This window comes from Pararhodobacter aggregans (assembly GCF_003075525.1).
In the GTDB taxonomy this organism is placed as follows: Bacteria; Pseudomonadota; Alphaproteobacteria; order Rhodobacterales; family Rhodobacteraceae; genus Pararhodobacter; species Pararhodobacter aggregans.
The window spans coordinates 371,482-385,624 of the sequence record NZ_QDDR01000002.1 but is presented as its reverse complement, the minus strand read 5'-3'; the positions used below and the strand labels follow the sequence as shown (position 1 = coordinate 385,624).

The following is a 14,143-nucleotide window of genomic DNA, read 5'->3' as shown; positions in this document are numbered from 1 at the left end:
CCCCCGAGGTTTCGCTTACTCGACGTTGGCGCCGACGACCGAATCCCAGCCCGCGACAACGGCGTCACGGTTGGCGTTCACCTGATCCAGCGTCGGGAAGACGGCGGCGGCATAGCTTTCAGCCGGGGGCAGCGCGTCCATCATGTCCTGCGGGATCACGCCGCGGGCGGCGAGGTCGTTGAAGCGGATCGGGTGGCAATAGCCGGCCAGCCAGCCCAGCTGACCCTCGTCCGAATAGAGGTATTCCATCCACAGCCGCGCGGCGTTCGGATGGGGCGCATAGGCGCTGATCGCCTGCACATAGACCCCGGCCAGAACCGCGTCCGAGGGCACGACCACTTCGACCGGCGGGTTGCCGGCCAGCGTGTCACGGGCCGAGAGCGCGTTGTAATCCCACTGGATCAGGATCGGCGTGGTGCCCTGCGCCAGCGTGCCCGTGCGGCCGATGACCGGCACGAAATTGCCCGAGGCGTTGAGTTCGGCGAAGAACTCGAGCCCCGCCTGGGCCGCCGCCGCGCCCGGCTCGGCGCCGCGCGCCATGCCCGCCGCCATCACCGCCAGGATCGCCTGGTTCGAGGCGCGCGGATCACCCGCCAGCGCCACCTGGCCCACGTATTCGGGCTTCAGGAGGTCCTCGAACGAGGTCGGGATGTTGTCCACGAGGTCGGTGTTCACGATGAACGACATGACGCCGTAGTAATCGCCGTACCAATGGCCCTCGGCGTCACGCGCGCCTTCGGGGATCGTGTCCCAGGTCGAGACCATGTAGGGCGTGATAAGCCCTTCCGCCTGCGCGGCGGGACCGAAGGCCAGACCGACGTCGATCACGTCGGGCGCCTGCGGCCCGGTGTTGTTCATGTTGGCGCGGATCGCTTCCAGCTCGTCGGCGGAACCCGCGTCGGGGTTCAGCTCGTTGATCTCGAGGAACGGATACATCTCGCGGAAGCCCGCGATGACGTCGCCGTAGCCGCACCAATCATGCGGCAGGGCGATGGTGGTCAGCATCCCTTCCGCGCGTGCGCCTTCGACCAGAGCGGCCATATCCTGCGCGAGTGCCGGCGCCGCCGACAGCATCGCCGCGATGCTGGCCGACGCCACCCGTACGGTCGTCGTTTTCATGAAAGCCTCCTGTTGGCAAAGCCGCCGCTTCTTCACCCCGAAAACTGGAGCGTCACGGCTGGCCCGGGCTACTGAACAACTGAAACAGATTCGTGACAATCGGGACAATGCGCGAAAAGGGGCGATTCTGTCTTTTTTCTTTCGCTTGCCGGTCGGAACGGCGACCGCCGCCTCTGCCCCGCGCGCGCCGGGCAGCGCCGGAAGCGGGCCTGTGCCCGCCCTCAGCCACCGGCGCGGCCGATGCCCGGTCAATAGGCAGTTCGAAACGCCGCTGCCCGACAAATGAGCATGAGGCGAAGTAAGCCGCGAAAAAACAGCAATCCTCTTACCATTGCCGACGACTGCAAATCGTCTAAAGTCGTGCAGAGTGGGGACAGTGACATGAGCACCTATTTCAACGAGATGATCGAAAGGGGCGCCGTCCGCCCCCCCTATGCGCGGTTGCAAGGCTGGGTCGACCAGATGCCCGCCGAACTCAGAAACCTCAAACAGGCCGAAGCCGAGGCGCTGTTTCGGCGCATCGGCATCACCTTCGCGGTCTATGGCGAGGGCGGCGATCCCGACCGGCTGATCCCTTTCGACATGTTCCCCCGCGTGTTCAGCGCGCAGGAATGGTACAAGCTCGAACGCGGCATCAAGCAGCGCGCCCGCGCGCTCAACGCCTTTCTGGCGGATGTCTATGACCGGGGCGAGATCATCCGCGCCGGCCGCATCCCCGGCCGCCTGGTCTATCTGAACGAGGCCTATGAAAAGGCCGTGGCCGGCATCCGCCCGCCCAAGAATGTCTACAGCCATATCGTCGGCATCGACCTGGTGCGCACCGGGCCGGACGATTTCTTCGTGCTGGAGGACAATTGCCGCACCCCCTCGGGCGTCAGCTACATGCTGGAAAACCGCGAGATCATGATGCGGATGTTCCCCGAGCTGTTCAGCGCCAACCGCATCCAGCCGGTCGAGGCCTATCCCGAGTTGCTGCGCCGGACCCTGGCCTCGGTCGCGCCCGAGAAATGCACCGCGTCCGAGCCCAATGTGGTGATCCTGACGCCCGGCCATTTCAACTCGGCCTATTACGAACACTCTTTCCTCGCGGACATGATGGGCGTCGAGCTGGTCGAGGGGCAGGATCTGTTCGTCGAGGGTGAATTCTGCTGGATGCGCACCACCGAGGGCCCGCGCAAGGTCGATGTGATCTATCGCCGGATCGACGATGCCTTCCTCGATCCGCTGTGTTTCCGCCCCGACAGCATGCTGGGCGTGCCGGGGCTGATGGATGTCTACCGCTCGGGCGGGGTGTCGATCTGCTCGGCCCCCGGCGCGGGCGTCGCCGATGACAAGGCGGTCTATACCTTCGTGCCGGAGATGGTCCGCTTCTATCTGGGCGAAGAGCCGATCTTGCAGAACGTCCCCACCTGGCAATGCGCCAAGTCCGACGAATGCAAGTATGTGCTGGAGAATCTGGGCGATCTGGTGGTCAAGGAGGTGCATGGCTCGGGCGGCTACGGCATGCTGGTCGGCCCCAAATCGACCAAGGAACAGATCGAGACCTTCCGCCACAAGATCGAGGCCGATCCCGACAATTACATCGCCCAGCCGACGCTGGCGCTGTCGACCGTCCCCTCCTTCGTCGAGGAGGGCGTGGCGCCGCGCCACGTCGACCTGCGCCCCTATTGCCTGGTGGGCGAGCGGATCGAGCTGGTGCCGGGCGGCCTGACCCGCGTGGCTTTGCGCGAGGGCTCGCTGGTCGTGAACTCGTCGCAGGGCGGCGGGGTCAAGGACACCTGGGTCTTGGCCGAGTGACGGGGGCGGAGGAACGGACATGCTGAGCAGAACCGCCGACAACCTCTTCTGGATGGCCCGCTACATGGAGCGCGCGGAAACCGCCGCGCGGCTTCTGGATGTGGGCGCCCGGATCGCCATGCTGCCCAACTCGGAACAGGGGTATCGCAACGAATGGGAGGCCCTGCTGCACGCCTGCGGCAGCTACGATGCCTTCATCAAGAAATACGGCGACCCGGTGCAGCGCAACATCGAGAGCCATCTGTTCTTCGACCACGAAAATCCCTCCTCGGTCGTCTCCTGCATCACCCAGGCGCGCGAAAACGGCCGCATCGTCCGCACCGCGCTGACCACGCAGATGTGGGACGCGCTGAACTCCGCCTTTCAGGAAATGCGACAGATCGAGCGCGAGCCGCGCTCGGACCAGTCGCTGAGCCGCCTGACCGACTGGACCCGGCGCCATTGCGCCATGGTCCGGGGCGCGATGGATGCGACGCACCTCAGGAACGACGGCTGGGATTTCCTCAACATCGGCTATTACCTCGAACGCGCCGACAGCACGGCGCGGCTGCTGGACGTGAAATACTACGTCCTGCTGCCGCATATCGACTTCGTGGGCTCGGGCCTCGACAATTACCAATGGCGCACGCTCCTGCGCGCCATGTCGCTGCACCGCGCCTTCCACTGGGCCTATGGCGGAGAGATCACGGCGAAGAAGATCGCCCATTTCCTGATCCTCAACCCCCAGACTCCGCGCGGCCTCAGCCCCTGCGTCGAGGCGCTGAACCTGCATCTGGACCGGCTGGCGCGCTATTACCGCCGCCCGAGCCGGGCGCAGGAATCGGCCCGCAACATGATGGCGCGGATGTACGAGACCTCGACGGAATCGATCTTCGACGAGGGGCTGCACGAATTCCTCACCCGTTTCATCGGCGAGGTGGCCGATCTGGGCGCCCGCGTGCATGAGGCCTATCTCAGCGGAGACGTGCGATGAAGCTCTTCGTCGAGCATGTGACGACCTACCACTATGACCAGCCGGTGCGCGGCGTGGTGCAAAGCCACCGCCTGCTGCCGACGCAATGCCAGAACCAGACCACCCACCGCTGGCAGGTGGCGGTGTCGGACGGGGTGATGGGCGGCTCGTTCCGCGACGGGGCGGGCGACATGATCCAGGCCTGGAGCGTGCGCGGCCCGGTCGACCGGATCGAGGTGCGGGTCACCGGCGAGGTCACGACCACCGACCAGGCCGGCGTCCTGCGCGGCAACCGCGAGATCATCCCGCCGGTCGCCTGGCTGGACGAGACCCTGCCGACCCGCCCCGATGCCGCGCTGAAGGAACTGGCGGCCAAGGCCGAAAGCCCGACCGCGCTGGGCTTGGCGCATGACCTGTCGGCGCTGGTGGCCGAGGCCATCGCCTATCGCCCGGGCGCCACCGACGCGCACACGACCGCGGCCGAGGCGCTGGCCCTGGGCGAAGGCGTCTGCCAGGATCACGCCCATGCGCTCATCGCCTGCGCGCGGCTCAGGGACCTGCCCGCGCGCTATGTCTCGGGCTATCTCTTCACCGACAGCGACGGCAAACCGCACGAGGCGGCGCATGCCTGGGCCGAGGTCTGGATCGAGGGGCTGGGCTGGGTCGGTTTCGACCCCGCCAATGCCTGCTGCCCGGACGAGCGCTATATCCGCCTCGGCTGCGGCATGGACGCCACGCATGCCGCGCCGATCCGCGGCACCGCCCGCGGTCCTGGCAGCGAAAGCATGGAGATCGCCGTTGCGGTTGCGGCAACGCAGCAGTAAACGCAGGCGAAACTGACCGCAGGACGGGGCCGGAGGCCGCCCCCGCCGCGGATCGAGGGGGACGGCTCGCCGCCATGACCTATTGCGTCGGATTGCTGCTCAAGGCGGGGATGGTCCTGCTGTCGGACACCCGCACCAATGCCGGGCTCGACAATATCGCCACCTATCGCAAGATGTTCGTGTTCGAGGATCCGGGCGAGCGCGTGGTCACGCTGCTGACCGCGGGCAGCCTGTCGGTCACCCAGACCACGCTGGCCCGCCTGCGCGAGGCGATCGACCACCCCGAAGAGGGTGTGCCCTCGATCATGACCGCGCAGACCATGCTCGAAGTGGCCGAGATCGTCGGCAACACGCTCGCCTCGGTCCGCCACGACATCGATGTGCGGATGGAGGCCAGCAAGGTCTCGACCTCGGCCTCGATGATCGTCGCGGGGCAGCGCAAGGGCGGTACGATGCGGCTGTTCCTCATCTATCCCGAGGGCAATTTCATCGAGGCGACCGAGGACACCCCCTATCTGCAGATCGGCGAGCACAAATACGGCAAGCCGATCCTCGACCGGGTGGTCACGCCCGACACCTCGCTCGAGGACGCCCGCAAGGCGGTGCTCCTGTCGATGGATTCGACCCTGCGCTCGAACCTGTCGGTCGGCATGCCGCTCGATTTCGCGGTGATCGAGAAGGACGCCTGCCGCGTCTCGCGCCGCCAGCGGATCGAGGCCCAGGACGAGGATTTCCGCGCCATGTCGCAAGCCTGGTCCAACGCCCTGCGCGACGGGTTCCAGAAGATCCGCATCTGACCGCCCGGATCGCACCGCGCGGCAACCCGCCGATCCCCGGAACCCTTTATCCTTTCGCGCGTTTTTGCCTGCGCCCGATGTGGCCCCGGCCTGCGACCCTCGGCGTGGTTGACGCCATCGCGGTGGCCGGGCATCACTCGGACGGATAGGGAAAAGGAGTATTCCATGGGCTGGAAAACCCTCGACGAGATGGATTTCGCCGGCAAGACGGCGCTGGTCCGCGTCGACATCAACGTGCCGTTCGAGAATGGCAAGGTCAGCGACTTCACCCGCATCGACGCGGTGCTGCCGACCATCCGCGACATCGCGGCGGCGGGCGGCAAGGTGGTGCTGATGGCCCATTTCGGCCGGCCCAAGGGCCAGCCCAACCCCGAGATGTCCCTTGCCCAGGTGCGTCCGGCGCTGGAGGCCCGTCTGGGCCAGCCGGTGGCCTTCGCCGAGGATTGCATCGGCGGCCCCGCCAAGAAGGCGGTGGGCGCGATGGAGCCCGGCGATGTGCTGCTGCTCGAGAACACGCGCTTTCACGCGGGCGAGGAAAAGAACGACCCGATGATGGCCGCCTCGCTGGCCGCGCTGGGCCATGTCTATGTGAACGACGCCTTTTCCGCCGCCCACCGCGCCCATGCCTCGACCGAGGGGATCGCCAAGCTCCTGCCCTCCTGCGCCGGGCGCCTGATGGCGGCTGAGCTGCAGGCGCTCGACGCAGCGCTCGGCAACCCGCAGCGGCCGGTGGTCGCCGTGGTCGGCGGCGCCAAGGTCTCGACCAAGCTCGATCTGCTGAGCAACCTCATCACCAGGGTCGATGCGCTGGTGATCGGCGGCGGCATGGCCAACACCTTCCTCGCCGCGCAGGGCAAGGATGTGGGCAAGTCGCTTTGCGAACACGATCTGGCCGAGACCGCGCGGGCGATCATCGCCAAGGCCGAGGAAATCGGCTGCCGTCTGGTGCTGCCGGTCGATCTGGTCGTGGCCCGCGAGTTCAAGGCCCATGCCCCGCATGAGGTGGTCTCCGACTGCCCGCCGGATGCGATGATACTGGACGCGGGGCCGGCCAGCGTGGCACAGATTGTCGACATCTTTAAAGGATCGAAGACCCTGATCTGGAACGGCCCGCTCGGCGCTTTCGAGCTTGAACCCTTTGATGCCGCTACCAATGCCGCCGCGAAAGCCGCGGCGGAACTGACCCGTGACGGCGCGCTCGTCTCGGTGGCGGGCGGCGGCGATACGGTGGCCGCGCTGAACCGCGCTGGCGCGGCGGGCGATTTCACCTATATTTCGACGGCGGGCGGTGCTTTCCTCGAATGGATGGAGGGCAAGGTTTTGCCCGGTGTTGCTGCGTTGGAGGCATGATGGAAGCGCAAGATCCCGATGATCCGAAGGGCCTGATCCGCGAAGCCTATCGCATTGACGGGATCGGCGAGGCCGAATGCCGGTCGATCCTGATCGACTGGGCGCTCAGTCTTCCGCCCAGCGTCGATTACGCGACGATCGCCAGTCGGCTGGCCGGGCGCGACCGGCCCGGGGATCACCCGATGACCGGGCTCCTCCTGGCCGCGGGCGCGCCGCGCATGGGCCTTGGCGGGCGCCGTGGCGGCCGCAACGGGCGACTGGGCGAAAGCGCGCATTGAAGGGCGGAACATTGTCGTCGGGCCGAGGGGGTCTCACCCTCTCGGCATGGCCTCTGGACAGGCTGGCGCCTCGCGCTAGCTGACAAACAGTTTGCCGCGCCCTCCCCCCTCATTGCCCGAGCCCCGATGCCCCTGCCCTCCCCGCTTGCCATCGCCATCACCCTTTTCACGCTCCTCGGCCTCGCCGGTTGCGCCACGCTGGTCGACAGCCGCGCCGACCGGCGCGAGACGCTGTGGATGACCGAATTTCCCCCCCTCGGCCAGTTCGTCGAGGTCGAGGGCCACCGCGTCCACCTGCTGGTGACCGGCCGCTCCCGCGGCAGCGCGCCGGATGTGGTGCTGATACATGGCGCGAACGGCAATCTGCGCGACTTCACCTTCGATCTGGTGGAGCGGCTGGAGGGCGATTTCCGCGTCATCGCCGTGGACCGGCCGGGCCTTGGCTATTCCGACAGCTGGGGCGAGGCCGACAACGACCCGGCGCTGCAGGCCCGGGTGCTGCGCGAGGCGGTGGCGCAGCTGGGCGTCCGGCGGCCCATCGTGGTCGGCCATTCCTATGGCGGCGCCGTGGCGCTGGCCTGGGGCCTGCAAGCGCCCCGCGACACCGCGGCACTGGTGCTGCTCGCCGGGGCCTCGGAACCCTGGGAGGGCGATCTGACGTTCTGGTACAACCTCAACGCCACGGTGCTGGGCGGACCGGCCCGCACCCTGGTCGCCGCCTTCGCCCCCGAAAGCGCGGTCGAGGCGGCGCTGGCCAATGTCTTCGCCCCCGAGGCGGTGCCGGAGGGCTATGGCGATCACATCGGCGCCGGCCTGTCGCTGCGCCGCGAGTCGCAGGAGACGAACAACCGCCAGGTCAACAGCCTGCTGCCCTATGTCACCGCGATGCAGCCGCGCTATCCCGGCCTGCGGATGCCGATCGAACTCTTGCACGGCGACGCCGACGAGACGGTCCCGGTCGAGGTCCACGCCCGCCGCTTCATCCGCGAGGTGCCCTCGGCCCGGCTGACCGAGATCCCCGGCGCGGGCCATATGCTGCACCACACCCACCCCGAGGCCGCGGTGGCGGTGATCCGGGAGGCCCGGCGCCGGGCGGGTCTCTGAGGCGCCTCAGAAAAGGCCGGTGATCCCGTCCCAGATCAGCTTGACCCCGACGATGGCCACCATGGTGTAGGTGAAGGGATAGAAGACCTCGGGCCCCATGCGCCTGATGATCCCGGCACCGATCCGGACCGAGATGATGGCCAGCGGCAGCATCAAGAGCGCCGACCACAGGACCGGCGCCTCGAAGAGGCCGAGCGCGGCGTAGGGCACGACCTTCACCAGATTGACCACGGCAAAGAAGATCACCGAGGTGCCGGTATAGAGCTTGGGATCCAGCCGCTTGGGCAGGACCTGGATCTGGAAGAGCGGCCCGCCGGCATGGGCCACGAACGAGGTGAAACCGGCGATCGAGCCCCAGAGCCAGCCCATCGCCGGGATGTAGCGCGGCGCGCTGCCGAGGTAGCGCCCCAAGGCCCAGCGGGCGGCAAATCCCAGCGCCACCAGACCGACCAGCAGCCGCACCATGGCGTCCGACGTCACCGCCGCCGCCGCCCAGCCCGCCGCGATACCGATCATCGCCGCGGGCAGCATGGTCCTCAGCACCTCCCAATCGCGGTAGGAGCGCCAGATCCAGAGGCTCACCGCATCCATCATCAGGAGGATCGGCAACAGGACAGCCGCGGCCAGAACCGGCGGCATGACCAGCGACATGACGGGAACGCCCATCAGCGCGAAGGCCCCGCCGAGCCCGCCCTTGGACAGACCCACCAGCCCCACAGCAAGCAGCGTCACCCAGATCATCGCGGGGCTTGCAAAGATCGTCCAATCCGCCAGGGCCATCGCCACTCTCCCATCCACCGAGGCGGTGATGCCCGCCCGGGTCGCGGAAGACAAGGGGCGGCATGACAGGAAGCCTGACGCGGAAGGGGAGGTATTTCGCCCTCGTTTCCCGCTAGCGCGGGCGCCTCGGGCGACCAGCGGCGCGGCGTGCCGCCGCGCCGAAACAGAAAGGGGGGCCGTCTGCCCCCCTCTTGGCCTGACGGCCAATTCACCCCCCGAGGATATTTGGAGCGCAAAGAAGGTGGCTTAACGCCCTCTTAATCTTCATCTTTGTTCTCTAAATATCCTCGGGGGTTTCCAAAGGGGGCCCGAGGGTCCCCTTTGGCGGGGGGCGCGGGGGGCTGGCCCCCCGCATGACCCGGCCCTGACGTCAGCGCCCCTCGAACTTCGCCGGGCGCTTCTCAAGGAACGCCATCACCCCTTCGCGGAAATCGCGGGTCGCGCCCATCTCGCCCTGCAGCCGGGCCTCGGTATCAAGCTGGCTGTCGAGATCGGCGGTCATCGAGGCCCGGAGCGCGCGTTTGATCGCGCCATAGGCGAGCGTCGGGCCCTGTGCCAGCTGCGCCGCCCGGGCCTGCCATTCCGCGGCAAACTGGTCATCGGGGACCGAGGCCCAGATCAGCCCGGTCGCCGCCGCCTCATCCGCCGTCACCGGCCCGGCAAAGAGCGACTGGCCCATGGCGCGCGCAAAGCCCACCAGCCGCGGCAGCCAATAAGTGCCGCCCGCGTCCGGGATCAGGCCGATCCGGGCGAAGGCCTGCAGGAAGACCGCGGATTGCGTGGCGATCACCACATCGGCGGCCAGCGCCAGATTGGCCCCCGCCCCCGCCGCCACGCCGTTGACCGCCGCGATCACCGGTACCGGACACTCGTGGATCGCCCGCAGCATCGGCTCGTATTCCTCGCGCAGGATCCGGCCCAGGTCGATCTCGTTGATCGAGGCCCCGGCCCCCAGATCCTGGCCCGAGCAGAAGGCCCGCCCCTCGCCGGTCATCACCAGGACGCGCGCGCGGGTGCCGAGGTCGCGCACCGCCTGGGTGATCTCGGCCCGCATCTGCGCGTTCAGCGCGTTCATCAGCGTCGGCCGGTTCAGCCGGATCAGGCCGACGCCCGCCTCTTCGGTGACGGTGATTGTGGTGTAGATCATGGGGCCCTCCGACAATGCCGCGGTCAGACTAGCCACAGGCGGCGCGCCCCGGCTAGGCGCAACCTTGCGTCACTCGTCGAGAAGCGCCCTGAGCCGCGCCTCTTCCTCGGGGCTCAGCGCCTCGGGTCCCGCGCGCCGCCGCCGCCGCGCCGCCATCAGCGCGATCCCCAGCCCCGCCACCAGCAGCGCGGGCCCGGTGATCCAGAGGATCAGGTTCGAGCCGGTCGGCCGGGGGTTGAGCAGGATATATTCGCCGAACCGGTCGACCATGTATTGCACGGCTTCGGTGTCGGTATCGCCGGCCACCAGCCGCTCGCGCACCATGAGCCGGATGTCGCGGGCGATCTCGGCGTTGGAATCGTCGACCGATTCATTGCGGCAGACCACGCAGCGCAGTTCGGCGGTGATGGCACGGGCGCGGGCCTCCATCGCCGGGTCGGGCAGGATCTCGTCGGGTTGCACGGCGCCTGCGGCCATCGGCAGGACCAGCAGCAGGGCGAGGAGGAAGGCGCGCATCGCCGTCACTCCGCCGGTTTCGCCGCAATCGGCGCCGAGCGCGCCCCGGCCGCCACCCGGAAGCGCCGGTCGCTCAGCGACACCAGCCCCCCCAGCGCCATCAGCGCCGCCCCGATCCAGAGCCAGACCGCGAAGGGTTTCACATAGGTCCTGAGCGCCCAGCCGCCGCCATCCTGCGGATCGCCGAGCGCGACATAGAGGTCGCGGGTCAGCGTGTAATGGATGCCCGCCTCGGTCGTCGGCATCCCGGCCGCGGGATAGACCCGCTTCTCGGGATGCAGGGTCGTGATGAAGCGGTCGCCGTCATGCACCTCGACCGTGGCCATGGTCGAGATGTAGTTCGGCCCCGGCTGACGCTCGACCCCGGTGAGGGTGAAGGTATGGCCGCTCAGCGTGAAACTCTCGCCCGGGCGCAGGACGCGGATATCCTCGCTGGCCCAGCCCAGCACGGCGGTCACGGCGAAGATGGTGACGCCGAGGCCGCCATGGGCGATGGCCTTGCCCCAATCGGCGCGCGGCAGCCGGGCGATGCGGCGCAGCCGGTCGCCGATGCCCTGGCGCCCGCCCCGGGTCCAGAGGTCGATCAGCGCGCCGAACACCAGCCAGCTGCCCAGCAGCACGCCGATCGGCGCCAGCGCCGAGCGCCCGGTCTGCAGCGCGAAGGCGAGCCCGGCCAGCGCCACGGCCAGTGCCAGCGCCCCGGTCATCGAGGCCGCGGCCTTGCCCAGTTTGCCACGCTTCCAGGGCATGACGGCGCCCACCGGCAGGGCGATGGCCAGCGCCACCATGAAGGGGGTGAAGGCCGCGTTGAAGAAAGGCGCGCCAACCGACAGCACCCGGCCGAAGGCCAGCTCGCTGACCAGCGGCCACATGGTGCCGACGAAGACGACAAAGGAGGCGACGGCCAGCAGAACGTTGTTGAGGACCAGCGCCGATTCCCGGCTGACCAGGGCGAAGACGCCCTTGGCCTCGAGCGCCGCGCCGCGGAAGGCGAAAAGCGTGAGGGCGCCGCCGACGAAGACGGCGAAGATCAACAGGATGAAGACACCCCGCTCGGGGTCCGAGGCGAAGGCATGGACCGAGGTGATGACGCCCGAGCGGACGATGAAGGTCCCCATCAGCGAGAAGCCGAAGCCGAGAATGGCCAGCAGGATGGTCCAGGCCTTCAGCGTCTCGCGCTTTTCCACGACGATGGCGGAATGCAGAAGCGCGGTGGCGAAGAGCCAGGGCATGAACGAGGCGTTCTCGACCGGGTCCCAGAACCAGAACCCGCCCCAGCCCAGCTCGTAATAGGCCCACCAGGAGCCGAGCGCGATGCCGATGGTCAGGAAGATCCAGGCAGCCAGCGTCCAGGGCCGCACCCAGCGGCCCCAGGCGGCGTCGACCTTGCCCTCGATCAGCGCGGCGATGGCGAAGGAGAAGGCCATCGAGAGCCCGACATAACCGAGGTAGAGGAAGGGCGGATGGAAGGCGAGGCCCGGGTCCTGCAGGAGCGGGTTCAGGTCATGGCCGTCGAAGGGCGGCAAAGCGGTGCGCAGGAACGGGTTCGAGGTGAAGATCATGAAGGCCAGGAACGCCGCGCCGATCGCGCCCTGAACCGCCAGCACCCTTGCCTGCAAGGTCTTGGGCAGATTGCCCCCGAACCAGGCGGCCGAGGCGCCGAACAGCGCCAGGATCAGGGACCAGAGCAGCAGCGAGCCCTCGTGATTCCCCCAGACACCGCTGATCTTGTAGAGCAGCGGCTTCAGCGTATGGGAATTGTCGACCACCAGCAGGACCGAGAAATCCGAGGTGACGAAAGCATAGGTCAGCGCCGCGAAGGCGATGGCCAGAAGCGCGAATTGCCCGCTGGCGAGCGGCCCCGCGGCGGCCATCCAATCCGCCCAGCCCTTCTGCGCACCGACAAGCGGCACGAGGCTTTGCAGGATGGAGACGGCGAAAGCCAGGATGAGGGCGTAATGTCCGAGTTCGACGATCATGCCCCCGCTATAGCCTGCCCGGCCCGGCCCGCAAAGCACGAAGGCGCGAGGGCCCTGCGACAGCACAGCGCGGGGGAGGTGTTTCGCCCTCATCGGGAGCGGCCTTGCCGCGCCCTCCTCGGGCGACCAGCGGCGCGGCGTGCCGCCGCGCCGAAGAAGGGGGGCCGTCTGCCCCCCTCTTGGCCTGACGGCCTGGTCCGGCCCTCCGCTTGCGCTCCGGGCGTTCGGGCCTGACGACGCGCCACTGGCGCCTCGTCCGGGCGGCCCTCACCCCCGAGGATATTTGCAGAACGAAGACGGAGGCTTAACGCCCTCTTAACCTTCATCTTTGTTCTCTAAATATCCTCGGGGGTTTCCAAAGGGGGCCCGAGGGTCCCCTTTGGCGGGGGGCGCGGGGGGCTGGCCCCCCGCTCCTGCGGGCTCAGCCGCCGGTGTGGCTCATGTGGCGGCTCATCTGGCCGGCCACCTTCTGGCGCGAATAGTCGAAATCGTGGCCTTTGGGCTTGCGGGTGATCGCCGCGCGGATCGCGTCCTGCACCACCGCGTCGTCGGACGAGGCGCGGAGCGGCGCGCGGAGGTCGGCCATGTCCTCCTGCCCGAGGCACATGTAAAGCTCGCCCGTGCAGGTCAGCCGCACCCGGTTGCAGCTTTCGCAGAAATTATGGGTGAGCGGGGTGATGAAGCCGATCTTCTGCCCGGTCTCTTCGAGCCGGACGTAACGGGCGGGGCCGCCCGTCCGTTCGGCCAGATCGGTCAGGGTGAAGCGTTCGGCCAGCCGCGCGCGCAGATCCTTCAACGGCCAGTATTGGTCGAGCCGGGCCTCTTCCGACATGTCGCCCATCGGCATGACCTCGATGAAGGTCAGGTCGTGCCCCTCGGCCGCGCACCAGTCGACAATCGGGAACAACTCGTCCTCGTTGAAGCCCTTCAGCGCCACGACATTGATCTTGACCCGCAGGCCCGCGGCCCGCGCCGCCTCGATCCCGGTCAGCACCTGCGGCAGGCGGCCCCAGCGGGTGATCGTGGCGAATTTCGCGTCATCGAGCGTGTCGAGCGAGACATTGATCCGCTTCACCCCCACATCCGCCAGCGGCTGGGCGAATTTCGCCAGCTGCGAGCCGTTGGTGGTCAGGGTCAATTCCCGCAACGCGCCGCTTTCCAGATGCCGGCTCATCGCCTCGAAGAAGGTCATGATGCCCTTGCGCACCAGCGGCTCGCCGCCGGTCACGCGCAGTTTCTCCACCCCCAGGCCGATGAAGGCCGAACAGAGGCGGTCCAGTTCCTCCAGCGTCAGAAGCTCCTTCTTCGGCAGGAAGGTCATGTGCTCGGCCATGCAATAGGTGCAGCGGAAATCGCAGCGATCCGTCACCGAGACGCGCAGATACTGGATCGGACGCTGGAACGGGTCGATCAACGGCGCCGTCGGACGCAGGATCGGGCTCTCGGGCAGGCTGGGGGTCATGACATCTCCTCGCGGCCTGACTTAGGTAATGCGCGTTC

Annotated in this window: 13 protein-coding genes; 7 read left to right on the top strand and 6 right to left on the bottom strand. The window is 68.0% G+C overall.

The genetic code is table 11. From position 1 onward, the window contains the following. Positions 1-15: 15 nt before the first annotated feature. Entirely contained in the window at positions 16-1,119 is a 1,104-nt protein-coding gene (locus tag DDE23_RS05950) for an ABC transporter substrate-binding protein (protein WP_107750517.1), read from the bottom strand. Positions 1,120-1,500: 381 nt separating this feature from the next. Here DDE23_RS05950 and DDE23_RS05945 point away from each other — a divergent pair, with 381 nt between their 5' ends. The 7 genes from DDE23_RS05945 to DDE23_RS05915 all read left to right on the top strand — a co-directional run bounded on the left by DDE23_RS05945 (position 1,501) and on the right by DDE23_RS05915 (position 8,221). After that, complete coding sequence (locus DDE23_RS05945; RefSeq protein ID WP_107750518.1) at positions 1,501-2,916, top strand: circularly permuted type 2 ATP-grasp protein; 1,416 nt, start codon at positions 1,501-1,503, stop codon at positions 2,914-2,916. 19 nt (positions 2,917-2,935) lie between these two features. Further along, positions 2,936-3,889 (top strand): alpha-E domain-containing protein, encoded by a 954-nt coding sequence (locus tag DDE23_RS05940; protein ID WP_107750519.1) that lies wholly within the window; start codon positions 2,936-2,938, stop codon positions 3,887-3,889. Beyond that, entirely contained in the window at positions 3,886-4,692 is an 807-nt protein-coding gene (locus DDE23_RS05935) for a transglutaminase family protein (protein WP_107750520.1), read from the top strand. Before DDE23_RS05940 ends, DDE23_RS05935 begins: the two co-directional genes overlap by 4 nt. 74 nt (positions 4,693-4,766) lie before the next feature. Continuing rightward, positions 4,767-5,489: a proteasome-type protease gene (locus tag DDE23_RS05930; protein WP_107750521.1), complete on the top strand. Its 723-nt coding sequence runs from the start codon at positions 4,767-4,769 to the stop codon at positions 5,487-5,489. A 165-nt stretch (positions 5,490-5,654) separates the two neighbouring features. Then, a complete protein-coding gene (locus DDE23_RS05925; protein WP_107750522.1) occupies positions 5,655-6,839 on the top strand; it encodes a phosphoglycerate kinase in 1,185 nt (394 codons plus the stop codon). Further along, the gene (locus tag DDE23_RS05920) at positions 6,839-7,117 is read left to right on the top strand and encodes a hypothetical protein (RefSeq protein WP_420330158.1); all 279 of its coding nucleotides are present in this window, start codon (positions 6,839-6,841) and stop codon (positions 7,115-7,117) included. The genes DDE23_RS05925 and DDE23_RS05920 overlap by 1 nt, the downstream gene beginning before the upstream one ends. 126 nt (positions 7,118-7,243) lie before the next feature. Further along, positions 7,244-8,221, top strand: coding sequence for an alpha/beta fold hydrolase (locus tag DDE23_RS05915; RefSeq protein WP_107750524.1), 978 nt, complete (start codon positions 7,244-7,246; stop codon positions 8,219-8,221). 6 nt (positions 8,222-8,227) lie between these two features. Here the strand turns inward: DDE23_RS05915 and DDE23_RS05910 are convergent, their stop codons facing one another. From DDE23_RS05910 to moaA, 5 genes are all read right to left on the bottom strand, one after another. After that, positions 8,228-9,001: a sulfite exporter TauE/SafE family protein gene (locus DDE23_RS05910; RefSeq protein WP_107750525.1), complete on the bottom strand. Its 774-nt coding sequence runs from the start codon at positions 8,999-9,001 to the stop codon at positions 8,228-8,230. A gap of 370 nt (positions 9,002-9,371) precedes the next feature. After that, positions 9,372-10,148 (bottom strand): enoyl-CoA hydratase-related protein, encoded by a 777-nt coding sequence (locus tag DDE23_RS05905; RefSeq protein ID WP_107750526.1) that lies wholly within the window; start codon positions 10,146-10,148, stop codon positions 9,372-9,374. 69 nt (positions 10,149-10,217) lie between these two features. Beyond that, a complete protein-coding gene (locus tag DDE23_RS05900) occupies positions 10,218-10,664 on the bottom strand; it encodes a cytochrome c-type biogenesis protein (RefSeq protein ID WP_107750527.1) in 447 nt (148 codons plus the stop codon). 5 nt (positions 10,665-10,669) lie between these two features. Continuing rightward, positions 10,670-12,643, bottom strand: a complete 1,974-nt coding sequence (locus tag DDE23_RS05895; RefSeq protein WP_107750528.1) for a heme lyase CcmF/NrfE family subunit — start codon at positions 12,641-12,643, stop codon at positions 10,670-10,672. Between the two features lie 421 nt (positions 12,644-13,064). Next, positions 13,065-14,105 carry a GTP 3',8-cyclase MoaA gene (gene moaA / locus DDE23_RS05890; RefSeq protein ID WP_107750529.1) on the bottom strand — a complete coding sequence of 347 codons (1,041 nt, stop codon included), beginning with the start codon at positions 14,103-14,105 and terminating at the stop codon, positions 13,065-13,067. Positions 14,106-14,143 lie beyond the last annotated feature (38 nt).

What these genes read in the sequence shown, in the direction of transcription:
- DDE23_RS05935 (WP_107750520.1), top strand. Translation starts at nt 3,886, where the DNA reads ATGAAGCTCTTCGTCGAGCATGTGACGACCTACCACTATGACCAGCCG.
- DDE23_RS05900 (WP_107750527.1), bottom strand. Translation starts at nt 10,664, where the DNA reads ATGCGCGCCTTCCTCCTCGCCCTGCTGCTGGTCCTGCCGATGGCCGCA.
- DDE23_RS05920 (WP_420330158.1), top strand. Translation starts at nt 6,839, where the DNA reads ATGGAAGCGCAAGATCCCGATGATCCGAAGGGCCTGATCCGCGAAGCC.
- DDE23_RS05950 (WP_107750517.1), bottom strand. Translation starts at nt 1,119, where the DNA reads ATGAAAACGACGACCGTACGGGTGGCGTCGGCCAGCATCGCGGCGATG.
- DDE23_RS05905 (WP_107750526.1), bottom strand. Translation starts at nt 10,148, where the DNA reads ATGATCTACACCACAATCACCGTCACCGAAGAGGCGGGCGTCGGCCTG.
- DDE23_RS05910 (WP_107750525.1), bottom strand. Translation starts at nt 9,001, where the DNA reads ATGGCCCTGGCGGATTGGACGATCTTTGCAAGCCCCGCGATGATCTGG.
- DDE23_RS05940 (WP_107750519.1), top strand. Translation starts at nt 2,936, where the DNA reads ATGCTGAGCAGAACCGCCGACAACCTCTTCTGGATGGCCCGCTACATG.
- DDE23_RS05925 (WP_107750522.1), top strand. Translation starts at nt 5,655, where the DNA reads ATGGGCTGGAAAACCCTCGACGAGATGGATTTCGCCGGCAAGACGGCG.
- DDE23_RS05895 (WP_107750528.1), bottom strand. Translation starts at nt 12,643, where the DNA reads ATGATCGTCGAACTCGGACATTACGCCCTCATCCTGGCTTTCGCCGTC.
- DDE23_RS05915 (WP_107750524.1), top strand. Translation starts at nt 7,244, where the DNA reads ATGCCCCTGCCCTCCCCGCTTGCCATCGCCATCACCCTTTTCACGCTC.
- DDE23_RS05945 (WP_107750518.1), top strand. Translation starts at nt 1,501, where the DNA reads ATGAGCACCTATTTCAACGAGATGATCGAAAGGGGCGCCGTCCGCCCC.
- moaA (WP_107750529.1), bottom strand. Translation starts at nt 14,105, where the DNA reads ATGACCCCCAGCCTGCCCGAGAGCCCGATCCTGCGTCCGACGGCGCCG.
- DDE23_RS05930 (WP_107750521.1), top strand. Translation starts at nt 4,767, where the DNA reads ATGACCTATTGCGTCGGATTGCTGCTCAAGGCGGGGATGGTCCTGCTG.